The following is a 3,753-nucleotide window of genomic DNA, read 5'->3' on the forward strand; positions in this document are numbered from 1 at the left end:
CGAGCCGATGGTCGAGGTAATGGTCGTTGGCAATAACGTCCATCTCCGGGGCCCAGGACCAGTAATCCTGGTTGCGGATGTGGGCGGCCACCATGAAGTTGGTGGTGATGGGGATGGAACTGTGATCGCGGATCACCGCTGCTTCAGCCTGGTAGTAGTCAAGCAGCGCGTCGGAACTGAAACGCTGAAAGTCGAGCTCCTGGGTCGGGTTCAGGGCCGAAATGGTGGCCCGCGGGGGGAGAATCTGCGCCCAGTCCGAATAGCGCTGGCTCCAGAACGAGGTGCCCCAGGCCCGGTTGAGCTCCTCCACGGTGGTGTAGCGGCGCTGCAACCAGGTACGGAACGCTGCGGCTGAAATGTCGCAATAGCACAGGGCGTTGTGGCAGCCCAGTTCATTAGATACGTGCCATACGGTGACCGCGGGGTGGCTGCCGTACCGTTGTGCCACCTGTTCCACCAGCCGGAGCGCGTACTCGCGGAATACCGGGGAGCTGGGGCACCACGCCTGGCGTCCACCAGGCCACCGCCGGGTGCCGTCGGCCATTTGCGGGAGGATCTCCGGGTGTTGAGCGGTCAGCCAGGGGGGAGGGGATGAGGTTCCGGTTCCCAGGTTCACGGAAATTCCGTTGGCATGCAGCAGCGCGATGACCTCGTCCAACCGGTCAAACGTCAGGATGCCGTCGGCGGGTTCCAGCTCGGCCCAGCCGAAGATGTTGATCGCGGCGAGGTTGACTCCCGCCTCCTTCATCAACCGGACGTCCTCGGGCCACACGGCTGGATCCCACTGCTCAGGGTTGTAGTCACAGCCGTACACCAGATCTCCGCTGCCGGACAGATCCGTGACAGTGGTATTGCTCGAATTCAACCCGGCTCCTCGTCGTCGTTCGTGAACGTTCGGCTCGAGGGCGGCCGGAGCATCTGGGAGCATTCTGTGAACGCTCCCAGAGTCGGCAATGAACTCACCTTCGAGATCTTCTGTGAACGTTCCCAGAGTAAGGCACGTCACATTTACTTGTCAACGAGATTGTTGGGCTGCCGGTGTGATGCCAGCCTGGGAGAGGCCCTGGGGCGGGCCACGGGGGCAGGCAGGCGCTCAGCTAAAGTACAGGTATGGAGTCAACGCGCACGCGCACCCGCAGGGCAACCATCAATGATGTTGCGTCGGCTGCCGGGCTGTCCCGTGGGACAGTGTCGCGGGTTGTCAACGGTGAACGCTATGTCTCCGAGGATGCGAAACTCGCCGTGGAAGAAGCGATCCTGCGGGTCGGATATGTGCGCAACTCAGTGGCCAGGAATCTTGTCCGGCAAAAGTCCGGAGCCATCGGACTGATCATTCACGAACCTCACTCGCTGCTGTTCGAAGACCCCAACATCGGGTCTATTCTGTTGGGCGCCAACGCGGTGTTGTCAGCCGCCGACTATCAGCTGGTCTCCCTCATCATCGACTCCGAACGCGATAGCCGCAGGGTTGCCGACTACATGCAGGGCGGTCTGGTGGATGGCGCGGTGATCGTGTCCGCGCGGGCCTCCGACCCGATTGCCCTGGCGGTCAAGAACCTTGGCGTGCCTGCGGCCTTCGTCGGACACCCACCGGGAATCCCGGATATTCCGTATGTTGCGATCGATAACGCAGCGGCCGCCGAGGCCATCACCGCCCGGCTGCTGGCCACTGGACGGACCCGGGTGGGCATGATCGCGTGCGCGCTTGACCGGGACTCTGGCCAGGACCGGCTGGCCGGGTTCAGGGCCGCGATGGGGGATTTGTTTGACCCCGGGCTGGTGGTGGAATACCCGCTGTACACCTATGGATTTGGGCTGGAGGGGATGCAGGAGCTGCTCAGGCGCCGCCCTGACCTCGACGGCGTTTTTGCCGCATCCGATGCTGTGGCCGCTGGGGCAATGACAGCCCTGCAGGAAAGTGGCCGTCAGATCCCGGCGGACGTGGGGATTGTCGGCTTCGACGACAGCAGTTGGGCACTGCGGTGCCGGCCTCAGCTGTCAACGGTCAGGCAGCCGGCAGATCTGCTGGGTAAACGGGCTGCGGAGTTGGTGCTGGCCCAGATCAGGGGGCTGCCGAGCCCCGCGGAAGTGCTCGAGACGTCGGTGATGTGGCGGGGGTCGGCCTAGGTCGCCGGGCGCGGCCGGGCCTTACCTCCGCAGACGCCGTCGGGCCCGCCTGATCGCCACTGTGCACTCGTGGATTCCGCACGCACAGTAGAACATGTCATCCGGGTACCGGTGCCGCACCCAGTGCAGCAGTCGGTCGGTGAGGCTGATCTGGGTGCGTGCATCCGCCGGATACGTCATCAGCCACCTGTCGTCAAGGAAGCCCGGCAGGCAGAACACCAGATCATGGGCAGTGAACAGCCGGAGGAACGCACCTTTCGGATGGAACTCACGCTCCGCGGCGAGTAGTGTCCCAGCGTCGGTTCCCAGCACCGCGTCGGCGTCGACTGACTCCAGATAGCAATACAGGTGTGCCATCACCCGGTAGTAGCGTGCGCCGACCGAGTGGCTCCGGCCCGCACTGACGTCCTGAAGGAACGTTCGTACAATGACATCGATATGGGGAATGTCCGTTTCCATGCCCAACTGTCCCATCGGGCTCTGACAGTTTGAGGCCTCAGGGGCGGACGGATTGCAGGTGTCCGGTGTGCCGTTCCAACCGTCTCGGTGAGCATGCTGGACAGGAAGGGTCAACGTGGGCGTTGGTGAACAAGATGTTGGACACGGATGTCCAGGTTGCCCACCGAGATGACGAAGGCGACGATGACGGGCGTGGGGCTCCTGGCGAGTTAGCTGGTGGCGGGCTCGACGACGATCGCCACCCGGTCCTCACCGATTCGGGTGAGGACCAGCGTGGCCTTCTTTTTCCCGGCGGATTTCCGCGCCTTCCCCGCCCCGGCCAGGAGCTGCTTGCGAAGCTCTTCGGGGGTCACCGAGGTACCGCGTTTCTTGATGTCCAGCACGCCGATGCTGTTCTCGCGGACCCACGTCCGGAGGGCCTTGACGTTGTACGGCATCACGCTCAACACCTTGTAGGCGCGGGCGAACGGGGTTTCCTGCAGCGTCGCGGCGCAGATGTACGCGATCCGCGGATCCAGGAGGTGGCCATCCAGTTGACGTGCGACGTCGGCCACCAGCCCGGCGCGGATCACTGCGCCATCCGGTTCATAGAGGTACCCTGCGGGGGCGCCGATCGGCGGGCGGTTTTCGTCGTCGAAATCGGCTGCACTATTGAGCTCTGCGGCGCCGTGGGAACTGATCACCAGCGCGGAACGGCGCACGTCAGGGCGCTTCAGGGTGTTGAACCAGAGTGTCACTTCGGTGACGTCCCCATCGACCGACACCCACTGCGCCTCGCATCCGGCAGGCACCGCATCGTGGGGGATACCGGGCCCCAGTTTGACCCCGACCGGGGTCCCTGCGTCGGCGAGCCGCTCCACGAAGGACAGGGGAGGGGAAAACGCCTCCGGGTCGAAGACCCGGGTGGTACCCGAGGTGCTGGTGATACGGCGGGCGGGGTCCAGCCAGACGCCGTCGTACCCGGTGAGGTCGAACGACTCCGCGTCACCACCCACCACAGTCGCATTGGGCCAGGGCATCAGGTTCATGGTCGCGGCGGCGGCGGTGGTCTCGTCGAGCTCCACGGCGGTGACCTGGCGGTCCAGGCTGGCCAGGGCAATCGCGTCGGCACCAATCCCGCAGCCCAGGTCGGCGACCCGTTCAAGGCCAGCCGTGACGAAGCGTTCG

Annotated in this window: 5 protein-coding genes (2 of these 5 cut by a window edge); 1 reads left to right on the forward strand and 4 read right to left on the reverse strand. The window is 64.5% G+C overall.

Translation table 11 applies throughout. The annotated features are described in order from the left end of the window. A protein-coding gene (locus tag K728_RS22710) for a beta-galactosidase (RefSeq protein WP_337587500.1) crosses the window boundary here: on the reverse strand, positions 1–33 show its 5' end (the start). Its footprint begins 1,209 nt before the window's first position; 33 of the gene's 1,242 nt are visible here — the first part of the coding sequence; its start codon is at positions 31–33; its stop codon lies beyond the left edge, outside the window. Then, on the reverse strand, positions 1–928 hold the 5' portion of the coding sequence (locus tag K728_RS22715; protein ID WP_443110973.1) for a beta-galactosidase. Its footprint begins 20 nt before the window's first position; only the first 928 of its 948 coding nucleotides appear in the window; the start codon lies at positions 926–928; the stop codon falls past the left edge of the window. Before K728_RS22715 ends, K728_RS22710 begins: the two co-directional genes overlap by 53 nt. Positions 929–1,110: 182 nt before the next feature. On the opposite strand from K728_RS22715, the gene K728_RS0111755 reads away from it, so the two are divergent. Then, positions 1,111–2,127 (forward strand): LacI family DNA-binding transcriptional regulator, encoded by a 1,017-nt coding sequence (locus K728_RS0111755; protein WP_024476839.1) that lies wholly within the window; start codon positions 1,111–1,113, stop codon positions 2,125–2,127. A 21-nt stretch (positions 2,128–2,148) separates the two neighbouring features. On the opposite strand, the gene K728_RS0111760 is transcribed toward K728_RS0111755, so the two are convergent. Next, a complete protein-coding gene (locus tag K728_RS0111760) occupies positions 2,149–2,586 on the reverse strand; it encodes a hypothetical protein (RefSeq protein WP_024476840.1) in 438 nt (145 codons plus the stop codon). A 209-nt stretch (positions 2,587–2,795) separates the two neighbouring features. Continuing rightward, positions 2,796–3,753 (reverse strand): class I SAM-dependent methyltransferase (locus K728_RS0111765; protein WP_024476841.1); only part of this gene is annotated, 958 nt, incomplete at its 5' end.

This window comes from Arthrobacter sp. CAL618 (assembly GCF_000468215.1).
Taxonomy (GTDB): Bacteria; Actinomycetota; Actinomycetes; order Actinomycetales; family Micrococcaceae; genus Arthrobacter_D.

Excerpts from the sequence above, each read along its gene's own strand:
- K728_RS0111755 (WP_024476839.1), top strand. The coding sequence starts at position 1,111 with ATGGAGTCAACGCGCACGCGCACCCGCAGGGCAACCATCAATGATGTT.
- K728_RS0111760 (WP_024476840.1), bottom strand. The coding sequence starts at position 2,586 with ATGGAAACGGACATTCCCCATATCGATGTCATTGTACGAACGTTCCTT.